Raw genomic sequence first — 16,074 nt, 5'->3', positions numbered from 1 at the left:
CAGTCATCGGGCTAGAACGGAGGGGCGTCGTCACCGAACCCCGGTCGTCCTCCCTGCCCCCACGGGTCGCCAGCGGGCGCGGAACCCTGCTGCTGCGGCTGGCCGAAGCTGCCGTTCGCCGCGTAGCCGCCGGACTGCTGGCGGGGCGGTGTGAGCGCACGCCCGATGTCCCGGACGATCACCTCGTCAGCTGACCTCTTCGCCCCGGACTGCTGGTCTTCCCACTGATCGGTCTTGACGTCGCCGCGCACGGTCACAAGGTCACCCTTCTGGAGTCCGGCTTCCGCGATGGCTTCGGCGGTGCGAGCGAACGCGGTGCCACGCCCCCACCACACGTCCGCGTCTTCCCACTGCTGGGTGTCCTTGTTGAGCTTGCGGCTGTTCGACACGAGGCGGAGCTTCGCGATCGCGGTCCCGGACTGGGAGTAGCGGATCTCAGGCGCGTCGACGAGGCGCGCGGTCACGGTGATGCTGGGCAGAGCCATGGTCAGTTCTCCTTGGCGGTGGGTTCGGGCAGGGTGTGGCCAGCGCGGCGGAGGTCCTCGATGAGATCGTCCCAGTCGAGGCCGCCGTAGGTCGTGTCGCGGTGGATGTGGTCAGCGACGATCTGGAGGATGCGGCCGTTCTCCTGGCGCAGCTCGTCGTTTGTGCGCCCGGCGTCTTCGAGGTATGCCTCGACGCGGCGCCGCGCCTTGACCGCGATGGCGAGCTCTGCGTGCAGAGCGTCGATCTGCCGCTCCGTGTCGTCAGACATCCGAGGTCCCCTCGCGCTTCTTGTAACTCCGGAGGATGCGGGCGGCGTCGTCCCCGGCGTGTATCCCAGCGAGCGCCCACTCGGCACGGTCAACGGACTCGATGCCCTGCGCGCCGCCTTCGAGCGCCCGGTTCCACCCGGTGCGGTACGCGTCGTAGATGCCACGCCGGATGATGTCCGCGAGTTCGGTGTCGTCGCCGGTGCGGCGCATGACCGCGTCGTAGGCGATCTGGGCGCACTCGCTGAGGGTGCGCGGGGGTGCGATGTCTGACATGTCCCCTCCTGGGGTCGTAGTGAGCGTCAGACGCTCATGGTTCTTGAGTGTGGGTGACGCCACCGACAAACCACGTTCGGGCGGCAGCGTCGATCTGGTGGGCGTATGAGATGATTGGGGGCGCGCCCCGCCAGGTACCAGCTGGCGGGGCGCGCTCATGCGGCCTCGGTGGCGGTTGCGCGCTCCAAGAGCAGACGCAGAGCCACCGCGCCCTGCTGCCGCACGACCCCGTTCCCGAGGGCCTTCAGCTGCTGGTTCCTCGTGAGCCCGATCTCCGGAGCGGTCACATGGCCGGCGGGGAGGCCCATCAGCCATTCCACGAAGGCGGGACTCAGTCGGGGCTGTCCAGTTCGTCCGGGCTCAGTGGGAACAGGGGCAGAACGTCCAACGGCTCGCCCCCACCTGTGGATCGCGCCGGCGTAGGGGCCCCAATCCGGACCGCCGCTGAGGGCAACGTCAGGTCGCCGCTGCTCCCCCGCTGGTTCGGGCCGCCCTTGGTGCCGTCCGACGCCCTGGGCGTCGGCAGCAGGTGCTCCACCTCGTCCGCGAGCGTCGGACCGTGCCCGCCGGCCTTTCGCTTGACCGGGTGCTGCGAACCGCCGTTCATCGCCAACTGCGACGTGGGAGTCTTCAGCAGCCGGTCCTCTACGACGTTCGGCAGCCCGTCCGAAAATCCGCGGCCCTTCGAGTCGCGGGCCCGTGGCGTCGGCAGGCCAGGCGAGGATGAAGATCCTCTCCCGCCGGTGCGGGGCTCCGACGTCGGAAGCTCGAACGCACCGCCAAGATCCCACGAACCCGACTTCGGCCAGGTCGGCGGCGACTCGGTCGAGGCCCCGAGAAGTGAGGGCTGAGACGTTCTCCAGGAAGACGAGTCCGGGTCGTAGTACGCGAACTGCCTCCACCACATTGGTCCAGATGCCACTGCGCTCTCCTTCGATCCCGGCACGCTTGCCGGCGTTGCTGATGTCCTGGCACGGGAACCCCGCAGTGAGCACGTCCACCGCGGGCACGTTCGACCAGTCGGTCTGGGTGATGTCGCCCAGGTTCGGGACATCGGGGTGGTGGTGGGCGAGGATCCTGCTCGCGCCCGGGTCGGGGTCCGCGACCCACGCGAGGTCGCCGCCGAGGACCTCCTGGACGGCCTGGTCGAGCCCGCCGTAACCGGAGCAGAGGGAGCCGATGCGCATCACGCCACCCCCAGCTCAGTCGCGAACTCCACCAGCAGCGCCGCACGATGCTCGGCAGGGAGCCCACGCAGCACGTGCTTAACCCCCGCACGGTCCCCGTCAGCGACCGCGGTCCGCAGCGCCGTGCCGAAGCACCTCACGGACTCCGCAAGGAAGCGCTGCTCCCCCAACGCCTTGACTGCGGCCTGGTCCTGGACCATGTGCCGCGCCGCCTGACGACGGGCCGGGTCCGCAGTCTCACCCACGTGGCCGTCCCACAGGTCCCGGTACGCGGAGGCGACCTTCGGGCGTCGGGAACGGAGATCGGCGCGGTCGCGGACAGCTGCGATGTGCGCCCGCTCCTCGGTGGTCGCACGTCCGGCGATCCGCCCGTAGGCGCCGGTGGGGTCCGCGAGTGCCGCGTCAAGGCAGGCATCCACGATCGGGCAGTGCTTGCACACAGCCAGGGCTTTCCGTCGCCCGGTCACCGTCTTGGCGCGGAACATGGTCGGGTCGAGGTCGCGGCACGCGGCGCGTTCGTCGTCGATCACGCCGCCACCTGCCCTTGGGCGCTGCGGGACAGCGCTTCCTCGTAGATGGAGACCAGTGCCGCACGGCGCGGGCTGTTGTTCGGCTGCCCCTGCCACATGGCGGGCGGGATGTAGCCCGTCCACTGCGACGGGAACTTGTAGTTGAGCGGGTGCTCCATGAGCCTGTCCGCGAGGTCCTGGTGCGCGAACACGATCCGCTGACGGTCCTTGTTGGTGGTCACGTCGATCTCCACGCCCCGCTTCGACGCGTGAATGGCCAGCTGCTGCATGACCTTGACGTCCTGCGGGATACCGGGCTCCCCCCGGCCACGAAACATCACGCCGCACGCCCCTGACGGCGGCGATCGTCACCCTTGAGCACCACGGTCCGGCACATCTCGATCAACCTCGACGCGACCCGCTCACCGATCTTCGCCCCCAGCTCCTTCGGCGGGACGTTGCTCGTGAAGATGGTCGGCAACTGCCGGTCGTACCGGTAGTTCACGAGCCGCATGTTGACCTCCTCCACCCACTCCGAGGTCTTCGCGGCCCCCAGGTCGTCAGCGAAGAGCAGCGGCGTGTGGGCGTAGGACTCGAACACCTCCTCGGAGTCGACCTGGTGGCGGGGGCGCATCTTCGCGTAGATGTCCGCGATCGGCGCCGCGGACGGGGACGCGTTCACCCCGAGGATCGACAGGCGACGGATCGCCCCGTATCCCTGGAAGGTCTTGCCGGTCCCTGTCGGCCCGAGGAGCAGCAGCGACGGGCCGGTGGACACCTTGCGGACCCCCGACACCCGCGCCGGAGAGGCGCCCTCGACGAGTTCGTCAATCCACGCGAGCACCTGCGGGTCGGTGGCGTCAGCCCGCTTGTACCGCAACGGGATGGCCTGGTCTGTGGTGGCGAGGATGCCCAAGGTTTCCTTGATGGCGTGGAAGGAGTCCGCGCCCTGGTTCTCGTGGGCGGACCAGTCAGTGATGAGCGGGGTGATGTGAGGGAAGGCATCTCGGTAGGAGGCGATGGCTTCGAGTCGGCTGTCGTGCATCAGAGAAGCTCCTCGTCGTAGACGTCTTGGTTGGTCGGGTTCTGGTATGGCTGGTAGCCACCAGAGACAGCGCGGAGTTCAGGGCGCGGGCTGGTGCGGTCGATGGCGATGCGGAGGGTGTTCGCGGTCAGCGGGTAGGTGCCGCTGGCAACGTCCTTTAGGCCACGCTCGATCTGCTCGTCGGTGTAGTCAGCGGCGACGGCCTTCTTGATCACCGAGCGGATCGCTTCCCAGTTGCCCATGCGGTTGACGGCGTCGTAGTAGACGGTCGCGAGGGCGTTGACGCGCTTGTTCTGGGAGCGCTTGAGGGCCTGCGGGGAGAGGTTCTGTTCGGGGGGCTCGGGGACCTCGAAGAGGGACTGTGGTGAGGTCTCCTGGATGCCTTCCCTTATAGGGGCGGCGGAACTGGTGACCCCCGGGGGTCCTGTATTCGGGCCTTCTGGTGACACCCGGGGGTCACTTGTTTCCTCGGAAACATGTGACAGACGGGGGTCACATGTTTCCTGGGAAAGGGGCCTTGAATCCGTCACATGTTTCCTGGGAAAGATGTGCTCCCCGGGGGTCATCTGTTCTCCGTTCGGGATGAGCGCCTGGAAAACGCTCCCGGCCTTGCGGTTGCCGCGTGAGATCTGCTCGATGACACCGGCGTCGATGGCGTTCGTGTACCGGCCAGAGACTCTCCGAGGGGCACGGGAGAGAAGGGCCGCGACATCGTCGCGGGTGGCTTCGACGCGGCCGTTCTCGTCCATGGCTTCAGAGAGAGCGAGCATGAGTACGCGGGTGCTGTCGGTGATGCGCGCGGTTGCGTAGATGAATCGGACCCAGTCCCCGCGGAAGGTGCCGGTTTCGGCTGCGTGGGCCATGGTGGGCGCCCCCTGGTGTTCGGCTCGGATGGGTCGTTGGTCGGTGTTGGTGCCCGCCCGTGGGTTGCGCACGGGGACCGGCTGGATCCGGCGGGCTGCGGCGATACGGTGGTCGCGGGCCCCGGGTGCTTGTTCCATCCGGGGCCCGCCTTGTGTCAGGGCTGGTAACCGTGGCGGAGGCCAGCGGCGGTGACGCGGCGACTGTTGCAGGCGCGGGTGGTGTGGTGCGGGATCCCGCTGGCGGCTTCGGCGTCCGCAATGAGGCCGGGGGCGTGCCGGGTGGCCCACTGGTCGAGGGACACGACGGGGATGGTGTCGAGGAGCGCGTCGGCCTTCGCTTCCGCGAGTGCGTCAAGGGCGGCGGCGAGGTGAGCGTGGGGGTTCATCGGGTCTCCTTGGGCTTGCGGTCGTTGAGTGCGGTGAGGGTGTCGCGGACGGCGGGTCCGGTGCGGCGGCGTCCGCTCTGCCACTCCCAGTGGGTGTGCATGGGGTCCTCGTCGGGGTGCCAGTGGATGACGGTCACGCGGTCTTCGTTTTCGAGAACCTTCAGCTCCCACTTCTCCCCCGCCCCTTGGAGGGCTTCGACAAGGCGGCGGGCGTGGGTGGGGATGGGGTAGTCGGGGGCGGGCATGTCGCCCGGGACGGCATCGCGGACTCGGGGCGGCATGGTGAGCCCGCCTGCCCACTGGCGGCCTCCCGGCTCTCGGGTGAGCGTGTAGATGGCCACGGATCCTCCTTCGGGGTCAGCGCAGCACGTTGCGGACGTTGTAGGTGTCGGCTTCGCTGGGGTGCGAGTACGCGGTCAGCAGGTCGAGGACCTCGCTGAGGGCGGCCTGGCGGTGGTTCTCCGCGTCGTAGTCGGCGTGGAACAGACCGGCGTCGTCCTTGATGCCGATGACGCGGCCGCGCAGTTCGCAGATGATCGCGGCGGCGGTGGCGTCGGGCAGCTGCTTGTGGTCGAGGTCCCAGTTGGTGGGGGTCCAGCCGTCTTCGATGGCCCAGGTCATCTGAGTGCGGGCAACGTCGGCGGCGGTAGCGAGGCGGGTGTTGGCGCTCACGGGTTCTCCTTCGTTGGGGCGGTTGCACTTGGCGATGGCTCGACTATATGGAACATGATGTTCCATCGTCAAGCCGCTCTCAACATGGACTTAGTGGTCTTCTGATGTAACACTTAGTTCCATGATGATCAGTGGAACACTAGTTGCCATGGACAAGCAGTCACTCGCGCACGTCGCCACCCGGTTCCGGGATTCTGAGAAGCGCACCGAGATCCTGAGGGAAGAGCTCGCCTCAGCCATCCGCGCCGCGAACGCCGACGAGGTGCCGCAGAAGGACATCGCCGAGGTCACGGGGTACACGCGACAGCAGGTACGTCGCATCGTGTTGTCGGAGCCGCAGGAGGCTTGATGTCTGACGACCTGAGCCCGCCCGAACACCCGGGCGGGCTTTTCGGCGTGTCTCATGGCCACTGGCCGTCGGTGGGCGCGTACCGGACGAGCGTCGCCGCGTAGTCCTGGCCCTGCTCCCGGAGCATCACCGCGAGCTCGCGGGCGAACTGCGTGCGGACCGCCTGGTCGTGGACTTGCTCGGGGTCGGCCTGGTCGGTGGTGGCGGGCGCCGTGAACAGGTCGTAGTCGTGGATCACGCCGCCACCCGCCCCTCGATGAGCTCCCGGGCCGCGTCCCGCCCGGCCGGAGTCAGCTCCCACACTTGGATGGGCTTGCCGTGGGTGGACTCCGCCGTGCTGGGGACCGTGATCGGGTGCCCTTGGACGGTGGCCTTGCGGATGAGCGCCCCGTGCTTCTTCGTGGGGAGCTGGCGAATGGTGAGGCCGACGGCGCCTTGGGCGACCTCGGGCAGGTAGTCGCGGAAGTCGTTCGCGGACACCCGGCCGTCGCGGAGCCACGCGGTTCCGAGGACGGCTTGGCGGATGAGGGCGGCGTCCCACTCGGTGACGCGGGCGGCCATCGCAGTGAGGTAGCGGTGAGCGGGGGTCATCGCACGTACCCCCACTCCTCACGGAGCACGGACATGACGTGCCGTGCGTCCTCCAGGGCGTTGTGCTGGCCGGACTCCTGATCGGGGATGTGCAGGTGGTTCGTGGCGGCCTCGTGCTGGAGGTCGCGGGTCCACATCGGCAGACCCTCGGGGAGGTCGACCATGGACCCGTACAGCCAGCAGTGAACGACGTGGTCGTAGGCCCCGTAGCTGGCCCACAGCTCCGGGGCGCTGTCACCCGCGAGCAGGAACTGGCGCACCTCGTCGGCGATCTGCTGGTGCGGCTTGACCCGGGGGTTGCGGAAGTCGAGACCGAAGTCCCGCCGGGGGTGGTGGTCGCGGCGGTCGCCGTGGATGCGCGGCAGTGACGGGATGACGTTGTCCATCAGCCACTTGTGCTTGCGGATGGCCTTCCAGGGGGCGTCGGCGTTCACGGCGTAGTACTCGCGGCCGTCCTCGCACACGAACGCGATGGAGATCAGCTCGATGGTGCGAACCCGGCGGCCGAACCAGCCGAGGCGCACCTCGTGCTCGATGAACTCGCAGTCGAAGGTGTAGGTGGTCATGTCCCCTCCCGGGGGTTGGGCCCGCCGCGCACACGCACGGCGGGCAGAACAGGGTCAAGCGGCGGGTTCGAGCTCACGAGCGAGAGCACGACGACGACCAGAGAGCGCCTTCGCGCCCGCGACAATCAGCGGTGACCGATCACCCTGCTCAAAGTGGGCGCGGTAACAACGCGACAACTCAGCCAGATCCATCGCCTCGACGCGACGACCCAGCTCCGCATCAAGGTCGGCTTCCGGGAGATCGATCAGGTCGTCGTCCCAGGCGAGCGACGGAAGATACCCCTTCTGGGCAGCGGTGTACTTGGCCAAAGACGACTCCCGGCTCGGACCCGCAGGCCGGTTCCACCACTCCTCGTGGAAGGCACGGATCGTCACCGCGTGGCGAGCCAGAATCCCCTTCGAGGTGCCGTTGACCACCCGGGACGCCAAACTCGTCGTCAAACCCATCTGGCGGGCCTGCCACACCACCGGATGCCCGATCGCGCACAGCGCCTGCATGCGCCGCCTCGAACCCGACGGATCGATCGAAGACCCCGTCGGACGAAGCTCCAAGGGCAACGCGAGGATGCGCCGCGAAAACAAGGACCCGATGCGTTCCAGTGGGAGGATTCCCTCCGAGGGCTTGCCGTACAGAATCGTGATGACGTGCGTGGCCCCGGACTCAGCGGAGATGTCGGTGTGCCTCCACCCGAGCTGCATGAGACGTCGGGCATGGCGGCGAGCGGGTTCGGCATCGACGAGGTCGGTGGTCGGTAGACCGAGTCGGGTGCGCCGGTACCTTTCGCGGTCGTAGGCGCGACTCACTTGGGAGCACTCCTCACAGCGGCATCCCCGCTTGTAGCAGGACACGGTCCCGTGAGCGCGACTCATGCTGCTACCCCCTTCCGGTGCAGGCCCGAGATGTGGGCCTTGGCGAGCTCGGTTGCCCGAGCCTCGATGTACGCGTCGAGGTTGAGCAGCGACTTGGAGACCAGAGCGGCTGTCTGCTCGGGCGACCCGATGTGGAGTTCGAGCCCCAGAGCGCCGGCGTAGGCGGCGACGGCGTCGACGCTGGGGCTGTGCGCCCCGGTTTCCCAGCGCTGGAGGATCCACCGGCTGTACCCGGCCTGGTCGGCGACCTGCGCTTGCGTGAGTCCGGCGGCGCGTCGGGCCTGTCGGAGCTGGGAGACGATGTCTGGTGGGTTCATCACGCGGCCCTCCCGAGCTGCGCTTTCGCGCGTCGCATCCTGTTGCGGCGGACCACGATGCGTTCCTCAGCGGTCATGCCGCCCCGCACCCCGTACTGGCGGGTGTTCGCGGGGATGAGGGCGTCTTCGAGGCATTCGGTGCGGACGGGGCACGAACAGCACCGGTCGATCGCTCGTGCTTCACGGGCTTCGCGGTCCGCGGCGCGCTCTCCGTCGGGGCCGTAGAACAGGGTGAGGTCATCGCCTCCGCACGCGGCGGATCGTCGCCAGGTTTGGTCGCCTGCGGCTTCGTAGTCGGTGCCGGGGCGGACCATGAAGCGGCTCATCGGGTGACCTCCTTGACGATCAGTTCGATGCGGGTCCCGGTCGGGTCCTTCTCTCCCGCGCGGAAGGCCACGGAGACGAGGCGGGTGGCGTCGTCGTCAGCGATGAGTTGGGCGTCGACGATGCCGTCGATCGCGGCCTTCACGGTGGGCTGGAAGTTGTGGGGGTCGAAGCGTCGGTTGGTCTTGGGGTGGATGACGGCGGTGATCTCGACGGCGGCCATGGGGGTCTGGTTGAGCGCCTTGGTGGCCCATGCGGCGGCATCGCGGATGGCCTTGGTCTTTCGGGCCTTGGTTGCCCAGTGCAGACGCTGGTTGCTGTTGAGGTAGGGCATGTGGGGGAGGTTGACGGTGACGGTCCTGCCGGTGGCGGTGTCCATGAGGTGTGCTCCTGGGGGTGTGGGTGGGGCCTCCGTGCCCCCGCAGCGGAGGCCCCGTGGGGGTGGATTAGGTGCGCTTGTCGCGCTGGTGGCGGATGCCGCCGGTTTCAGGCCAGTACCGGGTGCCCATCCGTGACCCTTCGCAGGGGGCCTCGCGGTGGCGTTTCTCCAGCTCGGACCACCAGTGCACGGGCAGCTTTTCGTCGGTGCGGACGGTCATCTGCCGACCGCACACGGGACACTGCGCCTGGGTGGTCATCCGTCGGTCCACGCGTTGTACGGGCGCGACTTGCGCAGGGCCTTGAACGCGGCCTTGAGGTCGTCGTGGTCACCGCCGAGGGCGGACACGTTCATCTGGATCTCGTCTCCGCGCTGCCCGAGCCCTCGGATGGCGGCCTGTGCGCCCCTCATGTCCGTGCGCAGGGTGTCGATCAACTGGGACTGGGCTTCGAGGGCGTCCGCCTGGTCGGAGGTGAGCTTCTCCAAGGCAGCGAGCCGGGACTCGACGTCCGTGGCGCGGGCGTCCCCCATGCGGAGGCCGTCGGAGAACCCCTGGTCGTATGCGGTGTCCCGGTCGGCGGTTAGCACTTCGACGTCCTTGCGGAGCCGGGTGATCTCCTCGGCCAACTCCTGCGGAGGCTCGTGGTCGGGGGTGAACTCCCCGGCGTCCAGTTCGCCCTGCATCTCGCGGTAGAAACGGCCAAGGTCAGCCATGGGTCTGCTCCTTCGCGGTCGCCTTGCGGGCCTGCGCGCGGCTCATGCGGCACCGCCCGCGTACTCCTCGAACAGCGCCTGGTCCTCGTCGTCGACCTCGGGCTCCTCGACCTGCTGGTCGACGCCGACCGCGTTCTTCGCGTTCCACGGGTCGTTATCCGCGACCGCCGGAGCGTCCGGAACCAGCTCCTGCACCGTCACCTTCGGTACCGCCTCCTGAGGCGCCCCGTTCTCCAGCTCCTCGCGGGCGTAGGGCATCGCGTGGAGAACGTCGGAGGCGATCAGACGGCAGATCTCACCAGTCGCCCGAGCCACCAACATCGCCGTGGGCTGCTTTTTCCACTGGTCCTTCGCCAGCAGCCCCAGCTTCTGAGCGCGCTCGATCGTCCACACAACCTCCTGCCACTCCTCGTCGCCCTTGCGACGACCCCGCATCACACACACGACCTCACCGGACTCGACGAGCTGCACTTGGTGGCCCTTGGACTGCACCAGGCCCCGCATCGCGTGGGCCCGAAGCGCGGGGGTTCCCTGGATGATGTCGATCGACCTCAGAGCGGCCATGGGCTGAAGACCCATCTCGTAACCGGCGAGAATCGCGCCGATGATGTTGCCCGGGTTGCCCTGGAGCGACCGGGGGACGAAGCTCGTCGAAGCGAGCGACTCAGCGATGCCGCGTGCCTGGCGGGCGGCGTGCGCCCAACGGACGAGCTCGTGCTCAGCGGGCGGAGCCGGAACGGCGGGGGCCTGCTCGACGTCGGTGTTCTGCTGGTACGTGTCGATCTCGGTCATGCCATGAACTCCTCGTCGTGCTGGCGCTCCGCCCACACGGGCAGGGAGAGCATCGTGATGTCGTCGGAGAAACCGGGCCACACGCCGGTCTCGCGGCAGCGGGCGTAGACCTTCAGCGCGTGGTCGTTGCGCTCCTTGCCGATCCGGCGGGCCTCGTGATCCAGCTCGACCACGGTCACCAGGTACGGGGCGGTCTTCTGCTGGAAGATGAAGACGAAGCTGGTGTCCTTGTCACCGATCCCCAGCTCACGGGCGCCACGCCGATAGAAGTCGTCCTGCTGGTGGTAGCCGTGCTCGTGGACGGCCTTCGCGATGTCAGCGGGAGCAGCGGACCGGCACGTTTTGTAGTCACCGATCACCAGCCGCTTGCCCTTGACCTGTGTGGGCAGCCAGTCGAACCGGGCACGGCAGATCACCCCGGTCGCGGGGTCCTTCCAGAACAGAGACTGTTCCGGGCGTCCGGTGCCGGGCTGAAACAGGGCTCCCGCGATGGGGTGCCGCTTCAGCTCCTCGGCCATGGTCTTGACGACCTCGTACTCCTTGGGGAGAAGAGGTGTCTTTCCTGCGGCGTAGGCGGCGGCGCGGGCGTTCTGGGCGTCCTTCTTCTTCCAGTCCGCGTACTCGACGACCTCGATCCCTCCGCCGACGCCGAGGACTTCCTCGTGGGCGGCGCGACCGAAGTCAAACACGGCCTTGTGGGGCTGGCCGTAGAGCTGCTCGTGGCGGAAGAGCGCGGGACAGCTGGGGGCGAGGAGCTTCCGGGCACCGCTGGAGGAGAGGGACCCGCCCGGGACGGGGTCGGCGTGGTAGACGGCCTCGGGCATGTCCGCGTAGATCCCGGCGCCGGTGACGGACTTGTGAGTGCGCTCGTCGATGGCGGTCACTGGTCTTCTCCCCTCGCAATTCGGGCGGCGGTTCGGTACGCGTGCCGCATCGCGTCCACGGATCGGGCTTCAGGGGATTCGCCGCCTTCCGGGAACACGTCCTCGGGGTAGGCAGCGGCCATCAGCTCGATCTGGGAGGCGATGGACTCGCGAACCCTGCGCTCGGAGAACGTCGGCTTGCCAGTCGACGCGGGAAGGCTTCCTGACGTCGTCTTGCGCAGACGCTCCGTGGGCGCACCTTTGCCTTCGGCCTGCGCCAATGCCTCATCGATCAGCTGTCGTGTGAGCTTGGTTGTCTCCACCGCATCGGTTTCGAGGTTGCGGATGGTGCCTCGGGAAAGGCCGGTCATCCTGGCCAGCTCACTCTGTGTCAGATCGAGAGTCGCGCGACGCGCCTTCACCCTTTCGCCGTATGTCATGGCGGGGGTCGGTTCGTCGTTCACTGGTCGCCTTCCTGTGCGGCTCGGTTCCAGTCCTGGCCGGTCTCGTCGATCTCGCGCACCAACTGGTCCTCGCGGTCTTCCTGCGGGCCCGCCACAGCCAGCCGGTCCAGGTCCTCGTTCACCGAGTCCGCGAACGCCGCGTCCCGCTCGTGCGCCTCCAGGTGCTGCCTGCGGAGCACGTGACCGCGCACCCCGATCCGCCCGAGCACCGCACCGATCTCCTCCGAGATCTCGTCGGCGTACACGTCCTCGTACAGACCCAGAAGCTCCACAGCCTCGGCAGCCAGACGGGTGATGCTGGCCAGCTCGGACCGGATCATCGCGGGGGTCATGTGCGTCATCGGCTCGCTCATCGCAGACCCCCGTGGGCGTCAGCGCCGAACTCGCGGACCATGAACTCTCGGGCCTCCAGCACCGTGGACGCCTGCGCGAGCGAGCTGCGGAGGGTGTCGAGCTGGGCCCGCACTTCCTCCAGCGGGCCGGACATGTCCAGGACCAGCCGGTCACCGCCGGTTCCGACCATGTCGATGTCGAGGCGGAGTTCTCCGGGGAGGGTGTCGACCAGGCGGGGTGCCATGTGCGCCACGTCTGGGATGTGTGCCTCCGTCAGCCGTGGGAGGGGAATCGGGGTATCGTGCTTCACGGCACTGCTCCTTTGTGTGGTTGTGCCATCGCCCTCGTCCGGGTGCATCCGGGCGGGGGCATCTTCATGTGCGGGGTCAGGCGGACTTGCGGCTGCGGCGGTTCGGGCCGCGTGGGGTTCGGGCCTCCAAACGCGTCACACCCTTCGGGGAAGCGGCTTGCGGAGGGCGACGGCGGCTAGCCGGAGCCTGCTCGTACTGGCGGACGATCTGGTCAACGTGCTCTGGCGTGAACCGGTAGGAGCCGCCGAGCATCGTGAACGGGATCTCGCGCCCTTCGCATCGTGCGCGGATCCACGAGGGCTTGACCTGAAGCTGTTCCGCGACCTGGTCGACGGTGAACACCCGAGTCATGCCGCGTCCCCTTCTTGCGTCCACATCTCTTGCGTGTCCTCAATGCCGAGCGCCTTGACGAGAGCCGCGAACCGGGCCGGGCCCGGATCGAAAGCACCGTTCTCGATCTGGCTGACGTAGCTCTTGGAGGCACCTATGGCGTCCGCGAGCTGTTCCACGGTGAGCCCCAGCTCGTAGCGCCTGCGGCGAGCCCGAGGGCCGTTGAAGCGTTGGCTCATGACTTCAAGGTAGTTCAGACTTGTTCAGGGCGCAAGCCCATATGCACGTTCTCTTTACAGACCTGTTCAAGGCGAAACGGCGCAGGTGTGCGGACGTCAAGAGTCATCCAGGGTTTACTTCCGGTACCTTTGAGTTACTGAACCTGTCTGTACAAGACTGCACAGAGCTGAAATGATGCGGACCATGGACACGACTGCCGAGCGCCTGGATGCGCTCATGGACCGCCGCAGGCTAGACCTGGGTCACAACTGGAAGGCGATCATTGATGACGCGGGGGTCAGCTACCAAACCCTGGGGCAGCTCAGGAAGGGCCGCCCGGTCGCCGATGTGACCGTTGCGCGCGTGGAGCAGGCTCTGCGATGGCAACCAGGGTCCATTCGGGCGATCCTCGAAGGCGGCAACCCAACGCCTGCCCCGGCGCCAGCGGTCGAGCCGCAGGGCCCTTCGAGGGCGAAGTGGGACGGGGAGATCATCGGCCCGGATGAGCCGCTTTACGACGGCGAGGAGTTGCGCTGGCGCGACGAAGCGAAGGCCCGAATCTTTCAGTTGTCTGTCCGTGGCCTGACGTTCGAGGCGGGTCTTGCTCCAGGCTCCGATCCTGCTGACGTGATCGATGACCTTCGGCGGACGCTCGCCGACCGCGTGGCCGATGTGAGCAGTGATCTACTGCGACGCCGATGAGGATTCTGTGACCGAATTTGTGACCAAGAGTGCCGATGTAGCAATGGATGCGACTCTTGGTGACCTGTTCGGTCACTCTCCGGGGTTTTGCCTACTTGGAACTACCCGTTATGGTGTGTGACCCAGGTCACATTTTGGACATGTGGCCGCACCCGAAACCGACAATGGCGTCGGCTCGGATCTAGGGGGAGATACACCGTTGAAAAGACTGCTCTACCCACCCAGCAACCCATTCCGCCCCGTCTACCTGCAACTCCGAGACGTCCTGTCACCTGACCACAGAGTCACTGACGTCCTCAGGACGGACACACACACCCTCGTCTCGATCCAGACTGGAGCCCCCAACCCCGTCGTAGTCGAAGAACTCGCGCGGTCCCTCGACCCCACCTTGGAGCTCGGCTCCTGGGTCATCCCGTTCGCCACCGAAGCGATCGACCTCCGCGCTTTCCACGCCAACCCCGTGAACTACCTCCAAGCACGGCACCCAGCCATGCTGGACATCAAGTGCTTCGACCACTACATCCCGCGCTCCATGCGGACCCCGTGGACCAAGCAGATCTAAAGCCTCACCTCGCGGCAGCCCCGACCTCTTCCCCCGGGGCGCCACAATCCCCCTCCCGCACAGAAAAGCCCCGGCCGTCACCGGGGCTCTGCTGTGTAAGCACTCCACATCGTCTCCCCCGCAAGGCAAGATGGAACCCTCACCCCAGAGGAGATGTCTGTGGCCTACGCCGAGAAGATGGAAGCCAAGCGCGGAACGACTTACCGCGCCTGCTGGTACGTCCCCGGCCGTAAGTCCGCCATAAAAAAGGGCGGGTTCGCCACCAAGAAGGAAGCCAAGCGCTACGCCGAAGAGCAAGAAACTGACGCACGGCGTCTCAGGCCACGCGCTGACTCCCACCAGCTGACCTTCCGCGAGTGGGCGCAGGAGTGGCACGCAGGCCTCGACCTAGAGCCTTCCACCATGCGCAACTACACGTCGATCCTCCAAAACCACCTCATCCCGCACTGGGGCGAGTGGAAGATGAAAGACCTGGAAAGCGCCGACCAGGCCGTCGCCGTCTGGAAGAAGAAGCTCCTAGAGGACTACGCAGACGGCACTGCCAGTGGCATCTCCAGCAAGCTCTTCACCATCCTCAGTGACGCCGTCGACCAGGGCATCATCTACCGAAACCCAGCCATCGCCAAGCGACGCCGCGGCAAGGTCGCCCCGAAACGCAAACGGCAGCGCGAGGCCCGGTACGAGCACATCGTGAACCCCACCGAGGTGTTCTTGATCGCGGAACGATGCGCGTACCTTTCGGGACGAGATGACGAGTTCGTGATGATTCTCGCGACCTACTGGCTAGGCCTGCGATGGGGTGAGCAGGTGGGACTCACCGATGAATGCGTAAGTACCACTTTCCGTCTGGATCATCAGCTTTACGAGCACCCGGGCAAGCGCTGGTACTGGAAAGAGCCCAAGTCTGGCAGTGAGCGCGATTTGGACGTGCCTCCGTTTCTCGCGGGACTCCTCGACCACCAGCTCCGGAGCGTCACCCACCCTCACGCCCATGAGGAGTGGTGCCCGTGCGGCGATGGCCTGGAAGACAAGTACCGGCACTCGCCGGGGTCGACCCTGTTCTGTGGCATCGGAGAGGGTGAGTACCACCAGAAGGCGGGTCCCTTCCGCGACCAGTACTTCTACCCTGCCGCGAGGGGGGAGTTCTACGGGGGCACCTCTCAGGCTGCCCCTGTGGCGCTGTCTGATCCGGAGGACGTCTGGTCGGTGTTGCCCACGGGGAAGGGAATCACACGCCCTTCAGCGCCTGCTGGGCAGTGGGAGGCGATCTGCCCAGACCTGACCGTGCACGGCCTTCGACACTCGCATCGGGCGTTACTGGAAGAGGTTGGCACACCGAAGGTGCTGATGGATGACCGGATGGGTCACGCGGATCCGTCGATCTCTGCCCGGTACTCGCACGTGACCCCGGCTATGCGCAGGGACCTTGTCGAGCGCCTTCAGGAGAGGTGGGAGGAGTCGGTGGCGGCCCGCTCAGCAATGAATTTGGAGTCGCCTGTACCGCTGGTCAGGGCCGTTTTGGAGGCTCACTCCAGATCCACTCCAGATTTGGAGTCTCGACGCAGTGACTCCAAGCGAGGTATGGTGGCCTAGAAGGCTTCACGAGCTGGGGTTATCCTTTCTCCGAGTGGCTCTCTTCAGACTCCAAGCAGCTCAGTTTGCTGCTTTGGTGTAGGAGTCGTGGTTGTCCACGAGGAG

The 16,074-nt window shown here is 67.0% G+C and carries 31 protein-coding genes and 1 pseudogene; 4 read left to right on the top strand and 28 right to left on the bottom strand.

The features are described from left to right. Positions 1 to 11: 11 nt before the first annotated feature. The 12 genes and pseudogenes from ACFW3L_RS24330 to ACFW3L_RS24275 form a co-directional block, all read right to left on the bottom strand. Positions 12 to 485, bottom strand: coding sequence for a single-stranded DNA-binding protein (locus ACFW3L_RS24330; RefSeq protein WP_378746685.1), 474 nt, complete (start codon positions 483 to 485; stop codon positions 12 to 14). 2 nt (positions 486 to 487) lie between these two features. Next, the gene (locus tag ACFW3L_RS24325) at positions 488 to 754 is read right to left on the bottom strand and encodes a hypothetical protein (RefSeq protein WP_378746682.1); all 267 of its coding nucleotides are present in this window, start codon (positions 752 to 754) and stop codon (positions 488 to 490) included. Beyond that, positions 747 to 1,028, bottom strand: coding sequence for a hypothetical protein (locus ACFW3L_RS24320; protein WP_378746680.1), 282 nt, complete (start codon positions 1,026 to 1,028; stop codon positions 747 to 749). Before ACFW3L_RS24320 ends, ACFW3L_RS24325 begins: the two co-directional genes overlap by 8 nt. A 155-nt stretch (positions 1,029 to 1,183) precedes the next feature. Beyond that, positions 1,184 to 1,336 carry a hypothetical protein gene (locus ACFW3L_RS24315; RefSeq protein ID WP_378746969.1) on the bottom strand — a complete coding sequence of 51 codons (153 nt, stop codon included), beginning with the start codon at positions 1,334 to 1,336 and terminating at the stop codon, positions 1,184 to 1,186. Positions 1,337 to 1,750: 414 nt separating this feature from the next. Further along, positions 1,751 to 2,215: pseudogene (locus ACFW3L_RS24310) on the bottom strand (DNA cytosine methyltransferase); the annotation flags it as partial. Then, positions 2,215 to 2,745, bottom strand: coding sequence for a WhiB family transcriptional regulator (locus ACFW3L_RS24305; RefSeq protein WP_378746675.1), 531 nt, complete (start codon positions 2,743 to 2,745; stop codon positions 2,215 to 2,217). The gene ACFW3L_RS24305 and the pseudogene ACFW3L_RS24310, both read right to left, overlap by 1 nt. Further along, a complete protein-coding gene (locus ACFW3L_RS24300) occupies positions 2,742 to 3,062 on the bottom strand; it encodes a hypothetical protein (protein WP_378746960.1) in 321 nt (106 codons plus the stop codon). Before ACFW3L_RS24300 ends, ACFW3L_RS24305 begins: the two co-directional genes overlap by 4 nt. Then, on the bottom strand, positions 3,062 to 3,769 hold the full coding sequence (locus ACFW3L_RS24295; protein WP_378746670.1) for an ATP-binding protein: 708 nt from the start codon (positions 3,767 to 3,769) through the stop codon (positions 3,062 to 3,064). Before ACFW3L_RS24295 ends, ACFW3L_RS24300 begins: the two co-directional genes overlap by 1 nt. Next, positions 3,769 to 4,632, bottom strand: coding sequence for a hypothetical protein (locus tag ACFW3L_RS24290; protein WP_378746662.1), 864 nt, complete (start codon positions 4,630 to 4,632; stop codon positions 3,769 to 3,771). Before ACFW3L_RS24290 ends, ACFW3L_RS24295 begins: the two co-directional genes overlap by 1 nt. A 155-nt stretch (positions 4,633 to 4,787) precedes the next feature. Further along, the gene (locus ACFW3L_RS24285) at positions 4,788 to 5,018 is read right to left on the bottom strand and encodes a hypothetical protein (protein ID WP_378746657.1); all 231 of its coding nucleotides are present in this window, start codon (positions 5,016 to 5,018) and stop codon (positions 4,788 to 4,790) included. After that, positions 5,015 to 5,359 carry a hypothetical protein gene (locus ACFW3L_RS24280; protein WP_378746654.1) on the bottom strand — a complete coding sequence of 115 codons (345 nt, stop codon included), beginning with the start codon at positions 5,357 to 5,359 and terminating at the stop codon, positions 5,015 to 5,017. Before ACFW3L_RS24280 ends, ACFW3L_RS24285 begins: the two co-directional genes overlap by 4 nt. A gap of 16 nt (positions 5,360 to 5,375) precedes the next feature. Then, positions 5,376 to 5,690, bottom strand: coding sequence for a hypothetical protein (locus ACFW3L_RS24275; protein ID WP_378746651.1), 315 nt, complete (start codon positions 5,688 to 5,690; stop codon positions 5,376 to 5,378). 148 nt (positions 5,691 to 5,838) lie between these two features. Here ACFW3L_RS24275 and ACFW3L_RS24270 point away from each other — a divergent pair, with 148 nt between their 5' ends. Further along, positions 5,839 to 6,039: a hypothetical protein gene (locus ACFW3L_RS24270; RefSeq protein WP_378746647.1), complete on the top strand. Its 201-nt coding sequence runs from the start codon at positions 5,839 to 5,841 to the stop codon at positions 6,037 to 6,039. Between the two features lie 52 nt (positions 6,040 to 6,091). Here ACFW3L_RS24270 and ACFW3L_RS24265 read toward each other — a convergent pair whose 3' ends face one another. From ACFW3L_RS24265 to ACFW3L_RS24190, 16 genes are all read right to left on the bottom strand, one after another. Then, positions 6,092 to 6,277: a hypothetical protein gene (locus ACFW3L_RS24265; protein ID WP_378746641.1), complete on the bottom strand. Its 186-nt coding sequence runs from the start codon at positions 6,275 to 6,277 to the stop codon at positions 6,092 to 6,094. After that, positions 6,274 to 6,630 (bottom strand): hypothetical protein, encoded by a 357-nt coding sequence (locus ACFW3L_RS24260; RefSeq protein WP_378746637.1) that lies wholly within the window; start codon positions 6,628 to 6,630, stop codon positions 6,274 to 6,276. Before ACFW3L_RS24260 ends, ACFW3L_RS24265 begins: the two co-directional genes overlap by 4 nt. After that, the gene (locus ACFW3L_RS24255) at positions 6,627 to 7,196 is read right to left on the bottom strand and encodes a hypothetical protein (protein WP_378746634.1); all 570 of its coding nucleotides are present in this window, start codon (positions 7,194 to 7,196) and stop codon (positions 6,627 to 6,629) included. Before ACFW3L_RS24255 ends, ACFW3L_RS24260 begins: the two co-directional genes overlap by 4 nt. A 54-nt stretch (positions 7,197 to 7,250) precedes the next feature. Then, positions 7,251 to 8,000, bottom strand: coding sequence for a hypothetical protein (locus ACFW3L_RS24250; RefSeq protein ID WP_378746631.1), 750 nt, complete (start codon positions 7,998 to 8,000; stop codon positions 7,251 to 7,253). Positions 8,001 to 8,062: 62 nt separating this feature from the next. Beyond that, positions 8,063 to 8,383, bottom strand: a complete 321-nt coding sequence (locus ACFW3L_RS24245) for a helix-turn-helix transcriptional regulator (RefSeq protein WP_378746627.1) — start codon at positions 8,381 to 8,383, stop codon at positions 8,063 to 8,065. Continuing rightward, positions 8,383 to 8,709, bottom strand: coding sequence for a WhiB family transcriptional regulator (locus ACFW3L_RS24240; protein WP_378746623.1), 327 nt, complete (start codon positions 8,707 to 8,709; stop codon positions 8,383 to 8,385). Before ACFW3L_RS24240 ends, ACFW3L_RS24245 begins: the two co-directional genes overlap by 1 nt. After that, positions 8,706 to 9,086, bottom strand: coding sequence for a hypothetical protein (locus ACFW3L_RS24235; RefSeq protein ID WP_378746617.1), 381 nt, complete (start codon positions 9,084 to 9,086; stop codon positions 8,706 to 8,708). Before ACFW3L_RS24235 ends, ACFW3L_RS24240 begins: the two co-directional genes overlap by 4 nt. A gap of 67 nt (positions 9,087 to 9,153) precedes the next feature. Further along, on the bottom strand, positions 9,154 to 9,345 hold the full coding sequence (locus tag ACFW3L_RS24230; protein ID WP_378746614.1) for a hypothetical protein: 192 nt from the start codon (positions 9,343 to 9,345) through the stop codon (positions 9,154 to 9,156). Next, entirely contained in the window at positions 9,342 to 9,800 is a 459-nt protein-coding gene (locus ACFW3L_RS24225) for a hypothetical protein (protein WP_378746609.1), read from the bottom strand. Before ACFW3L_RS24225 ends, ACFW3L_RS24230 begins: the two co-directional genes overlap by 4 nt. A gap of 42 nt (positions 9,801 to 9,842) precedes the next feature. Then, entirely contained in the window at positions 9,843 to 10,592 is a 750-nt protein-coding gene (locus ACFW3L_RS24220; protein WP_378746607.1) for a hypothetical protein, read from the bottom strand. Next, a complete protein-coding gene (locus ACFW3L_RS24215; RefSeq protein ID WP_378746603.1) occupies positions 10,589 to 11,476 on the bottom strand; it encodes a PD-(D/E)XK nuclease-like domain-containing protein in 888 nt (295 codons plus the stop codon). The genes ACFW3L_RS24220 and ACFW3L_RS24215 overlap by 4 nt, the downstream gene beginning before the upstream one ends. Further along, positions 11,473 to 11,919 carry a helix-turn-helix transcriptional regulator gene (locus tag ACFW3L_RS24210; protein ID WP_378746599.1) on the bottom strand — a complete coding sequence of 149 codons (447 nt, stop codon included), beginning with the start codon at positions 11,917 to 11,919 and terminating at the stop codon, positions 11,473 to 11,475. The genes ACFW3L_RS24215 and ACFW3L_RS24210 overlap by 4 nt, the downstream gene beginning before the upstream one ends. Then, positions 11,916 to 12,272, bottom strand: a complete 357-nt coding sequence (locus ACFW3L_RS24205) for a hypothetical protein (RefSeq protein WP_378746595.1) — start codon at positions 12,270 to 12,272, stop codon at positions 11,916 to 11,918. The genes ACFW3L_RS24210 and ACFW3L_RS24205 overlap by 4 nt, the downstream gene beginning before the upstream one ends. Continuing rightward, entirely contained in the window at positions 12,269 to 12,505 is a 237-nt protein-coding gene (locus ACFW3L_RS24200; RefSeq protein WP_378746592.1) for a hypothetical protein, read from the bottom strand. The genes ACFW3L_RS24205 and ACFW3L_RS24200 overlap by 4 nt, the downstream gene beginning before the upstream one ends. Positions 12,506 to 12,638: 133 nt before the next feature. Next, positions 12,639 to 12,914: a helix-turn-helix domain-containing protein gene (locus tag ACFW3L_RS24195; RefSeq protein WP_378746590.1), complete on the bottom strand. Its 276-nt coding sequence runs from the start codon at positions 12,912 to 12,914 to the stop codon at positions 12,639 to 12,641. After that, positions 12,911 to 13,132, bottom strand: a complete 222-nt coding sequence (locus ACFW3L_RS24190) for a helix-turn-helix domain-containing protein (protein WP_378746584.1) — start codon at positions 13,130 to 13,132, stop codon at positions 12,911 to 12,913. The genes ACFW3L_RS24195 and ACFW3L_RS24190 overlap by 4 nt, the downstream gene beginning before the upstream one ends. A gap of 184 nt (positions 13,133 to 13,316) precedes the next feature. On the opposite strand from ACFW3L_RS24190, the gene ACFW3L_RS24185 reads away from it, so the two are divergent. From ACFW3L_RS24185 to ACFW3L_RS24175, 3 genes are all read left to right on the top strand, one after another. Then, positions 13,317 to 13,814 (top strand): hypothetical protein, encoded by a 498-nt coding sequence (locus ACFW3L_RS24185; RefSeq protein WP_378746576.1) that lies wholly within the window; start codon positions 13,317 to 13,319, stop codon positions 13,812 to 13,814. Positions 13,815 to 14,202: 388 nt separating this feature from the next. Next, entirely contained in the window at positions 14,203 to 14,376 is a 174-nt protein-coding gene (locus tag ACFW3L_RS24180; protein ID WP_378746572.1) for a hypothetical protein, read from the top strand. Between the two features lie 159 nt (positions 14,377 to 14,535). Beyond that, positions 14,536 to 15,969, top strand: coding sequence for an Arm DNA-binding domain-containing protein (locus tag ACFW3L_RS24175; RefSeq protein WP_378746569.1), 1,434 nt, complete (start codon positions 14,536 to 14,538; stop codon positions 15,967 to 15,969). Positions 15,970 to 16,074: the final 105 nt, after the last annotated feature.

Origin of the sequence: Nocardiopsis sp. NPDC058789 (genome assembly GCF_042745575.1) — a bacterium.
In the GTDB taxonomy this organism is placed as follows: domain Bacteria; phylum Actinomycetota; class Actinomycetes; order Streptosporangiales; family Streptosporangiaceae; genus Nocardiopsis; species Nocardiopsis eucommiae.
Note: the sequence above shows the minus strand (reverse complement) of the source record. Positions and strands in the feature narration are given on the sequence as shown.

Excerpts from the sequence above, each read along its gene's own strand:
- ACFW3L_RS24205 (WP_378746595.1), bottom strand. The coding sequence starts at position 12,272 with ATGAGCGAGCCGATGACGCACATGACCCCCGCGATGATCCGGTCCGAG.
- ACFW3L_RS24315 (WP_378746969.1), bottom strand. The coding sequence starts at position 1,336 with ATGGGCCTCCCCGCCGGCCATGTGACCGCTCCGGAGATCGGGCTCACG.
- ACFW3L_RS24190 (WP_378746584.1), bottom strand. The coding sequence starts at position 13,132 with ATGAGCCAACGCTTCAACGGCCCTCGGGCTCGCCGCAGGCGCTACGAG.
- ACFW3L_RS24245 (WP_378746627.1), bottom strand. The coding sequence starts at position 8,383 with ATGAACCCACCAGACATCGTCTCCCAGCTCCGACAGGCCCGACGCGCC.
- ACFW3L_RS24300 (WP_378746960.1), bottom strand. The coding sequence starts at position 3,062 with ATGTTTCGTGGCCGGGGGGAGCCCGGTATCCCGCAGGACGTCAAGGTC.
- ACFW3L_RS24290 (WP_378746662.1), bottom strand. The coding sequence starts at position 4,632 with ATGGCCCACGCAGCCGAAACCGGCACCTTCCGCGGGGACTGGGTCCGA.
- ACFW3L_RS24225 (WP_378746609.1), bottom strand. The coding sequence starts at position 9,800 with ATGGCTGACCTTGGCCGTTTCTACCGCGAGATGCAGGGCGAACTGGAC.
- ACFW3L_RS24325 (WP_378746682.1), bottom strand. The coding sequence starts at position 754 with ATGTCTGACGACACGGAGCGGCAGATCGACGCTCTGCACGCAGAGCTC.
- ACFW3L_RS24195 (WP_378746590.1), bottom strand. The coding sequence starts at position 12,914 with ATGACTCGGGTGTTCACCGTCGACCAGGTCGCGGAACAGCTTCAGGTC.
- ACFW3L_RS24220 (WP_378746607.1), bottom strand. The coding sequence starts at position 10,592 with ATGACCGAGATCGACACGTACCAGCAGAACACCGACGTCGAGCAGGCC.
- ACFW3L_RS24295 (WP_378746670.1), bottom strand. The coding sequence starts at position 3,769 with ATGCACGACAGCCGACTCGAAGCCATCGCCTCCTACCGAGATGCCTTC.
- ACFW3L_RS24240 (WP_378746623.1), bottom strand. The coding sequence starts at position 8,709 with ATGAGCCGCTTCATGGTCCGCCCCGGCACCGACTACGAAGCCGCAGGC.
- ACFW3L_RS24260 (WP_378746637.1), bottom strand. The coding sequence starts at position 6,630 with ATGACCCCCGCTCACCGCTACCTCACTGCGATGGCCGCCCGCGTCACC.
- ACFW3L_RS24230 (WP_378746614.1), bottom strand. The coding sequence starts at position 9,345 with ATGACCACCCAGGCGCAGTGTCCCGTGTGCGGTCGGCAGATGACCGTC.
- ACFW3L_RS24285 (WP_378746657.1), bottom strand. The coding sequence starts at position 5,018 with ATGAACCCCCACGCTCACCTCGCCGCCGCCCTTGACGCACTCGCGGAA.
- ACFW3L_RS24185 (WP_378746576.1), top strand. The coding sequence starts at position 13,317 with ATGGACACGACTGCCGAGCGCCTGGATGCGCTCATGGACCGCCGCAGG.
- ACFW3L_RS24330 (WP_378746685.1), bottom strand. The coding sequence starts at position 485 with ATGGCTCTGCCCAGCATCACCGTGACCGCGCGCCTCGTCGACGCGCCT.
- ACFW3L_RS24255 (WP_378746634.1), bottom strand. The coding sequence starts at position 7,196 with ATGACCACCTACACCTTCGACTGCGAGTTCATCGAGCACGAGGTGCGC.
- ACFW3L_RS24320 (WP_378746680.1), bottom strand. The coding sequence starts at position 1,028 with ATGTCAGACATCGCACCCCCGCGCACCCTCAGCGAGTGCGCCCAGATC.
- ACFW3L_RS24235 (WP_378746617.1), bottom strand. The coding sequence starts at position 9,086 with ATGGACACCGCCACCGGCAGGACCGTCACCGTCAACCTCCCCCACATG.
- ACFW3L_RS24270 (WP_378746647.1), top strand. The coding sequence starts at position 5,839 with ATGGACAAGCAGTCACTCGCGCACGTCGCCACCCGGTTCCGGGATTCT.